Below are 2,035 nucleotides of genomic sequence, written 5' to 3'. Positions count from 1 at the left end.
ATACCACAGTGCAAAACCGGTGCTATCCCAGTAAAGCAGTTTGAGTTTGTCACGGCCTTTATTACAAAACACAAATAGCGCACCACTGAGCACGGGTAGTTCAAGCTCTGCTTCCACCAACGCCGCCAGACCATTAATTGATTTTCGAAAATCAACGGCATCGGCCGTCGCTAAATCGATAGGAAACGTGAGTTGGCCGGTTAGCGTATCAAACTGCAGCGTATTTTGACGAGTTTGCGGGCAGACTTCAGTAGTTTGTTTTACCTGGACAAAACGTGATGATGTAAGGCACTGCGTGTGCACTGGCAAGGTGGAATTAGGCTGGTCTTTTGCCAGTAAAGCACGTTGTTTATAATAAGTCGTAATAGCGACATTATGGTGTTGGCAGAATTCAATGAGCCTGTAACGGATTCTGTGTAACTGCCCGTTTAAACTATACCGTCCCGCTTAGACTACACTTGTTAGGCTATATCTGCTCACCTGTACAGCATCATCGAAACCTCATTATGCCTGTTTCGAGATTATGGGATATTATAATATTTTTAAAAACTCTACTAATTGATTTCGTTCATCCTTAGTTAATCCTAAAGGTATTAGCAGCTCTGATGTTTTAGGGAAATTAGGATCATCTTTATATTTTTTACCTGGCTTAGGTCTAGCACCCCCCATGTTATAAAAATTAATAATACCTTTTAAGTTATTGAAAATACCGTTATGCATCCAAGGAGCTGTTCTTTCTAAACCTAATAAGCTTGGCGTTCTAAACTTACCAATGTCACTTGGCTTCTTGGTAAAATCATAACGCCCTAGATCTTGCATTACGCGTCCATAAGCATGTAATCCCGTAATATGGAAATTGCTATCACTTAAAAGAGCCCCATTATGGCAGGTCATACATTTCGCTTTTGTTCTAAATATATGAAGCCCACTTAATTGCTCGTCATTTAACATTCCTACAGCTTGTTTTGGGTTTTCCTGTACTTGAGTTATGAATTGCTGATATAGAGTATTAGGCGCTGGAAAGGTTTTTTCAAATTCGACAATGGCAAAGGCCATTTCAGTCAAAGTAATATCGTTCTTGTTAAATACTTTCCTAATAAAAGCTTGATATGTCTTATCATTATTTACTCTACTGAGAGCAATTTCTAGCTCTAAGTCCATTTCTAATGGGTTTGATATAGGCATTAAAGCTTGTTGAATTGCATTTTTAGCTCGACCATCCCAAAAAAAGCTATTCCAATGTTCTACACCAATAATAGATAGGGTGTTTCTTAAACCTATTTTTCCATTAATTCCGATTGCTTTTGGGCGACTATCTTGAAAACACAGCCTGCTCTCATGGCAGCTAGAACAACTAACAGTTCCATTTCGGGATAATTGCGGATCAAAAAAAAGTTTTTCTCCTAACAGGCTCAATGCACTATTCACGTTGCCTTTTCTCAGGGGGCTTAAATAATCTACTCGGATTTTATGGGTGGTTTCTGCTTCTGGCCACTTTTCCTGTTGCAATGAATATTGATGCCTTAATTCCTGTGTTTTTTTACTAGAGGCATTAACAATTGAGCTATATATAAATATTTGTAGTAACAATACCCAGAAGACAGCCTTTAAATGATTAATACACTGAATAGATGAAAGCCTCATCAAAGTTTTTATTGATGATTCTTTGAACTTTTTATATTTAGTATTACTTATGCCTTTTAGCAACAGGGTAACTAAGTGGTTATTTTTCATTATGGAATTTATGATTTTTTAAAACTGAATAGGAGTTGAATATTATACATGGCTGCAATACAATTGATATCTATTATCATTATCATTTGGGAAGTTAAATGAAGTATAAATTATCTTTACTTGCAATATCTTTGATACTTGCAGGTTGTGGAAGTAGTAATGATGACAAAACAGAAATTAAAATTGTTACAGCACAGATACATGAAGATAGCCAGTATAGTTATATGTATCCGACCCTAATTAATGCGACGCCAGTCATAACAAATGATGTGAAAAATGGCACAATTGCGTTGACTAATGA

The 2,035-nt window shown here is 36.6% G+C and carries 3 protein-coding genes; 1 reads left to right on the top strand and 2 read right to left on the bottom strand.

Annotated elements, in window-relative coordinates; all coding sequences use genetic code 11:
• Together tnpB and ACT3RM_RS17590 are read right to left on the bottom strand one after the other, a co-directional pair.
• Positions 1-303: IS66 family insertion sequence element accessory protein TnpB (gene tnpB, locus ACT3RM_RS17595; RefSeq protein ID WP_444511477.1), on the bottom strand; the 303-nt coding region annotated here is incomplete at its 3' end.
• A 228-nt stretch (positions 304-531) separates the two neighbouring features.
• Positions 532-1,734: a cytochrome-c peroxidase gene (locus ACT3RM_RS17590; protein WP_444511476.1), complete on the bottom strand. Its 1,203-nt coding sequence runs from the start codon at positions 1,732-1,734 to the stop codon at positions 532-534.
• A gap of 98 nt (positions 1,735-1,832) precedes the next feature.
• Here ACT3RM_RS17590 and ACT3RM_RS17585 point away from each other — a divergent pair.
• Positions 1,833-2,035, top strand: a 203-nt coding sequence (locus ACT3RM_RS17585; RefSeq protein ID WP_444511475.1) for a hypothetical protein, incomplete at its 3' end; no start/stop codon positions are given.

The organism is Pseudoalteromonas sp. AOP7-A1-14, from assembly GCF_052376275.1.
Lineage (GTDB): Bacteria > Pseudomonadota > Gammaproteobacteria > Enterobacterales > Alteromonadaceae > Pseudoalteromonas.
Note: the sequence above shows the minus strand (reverse complement) of the source record. Positions and strands in the feature narration are given on the sequence as shown.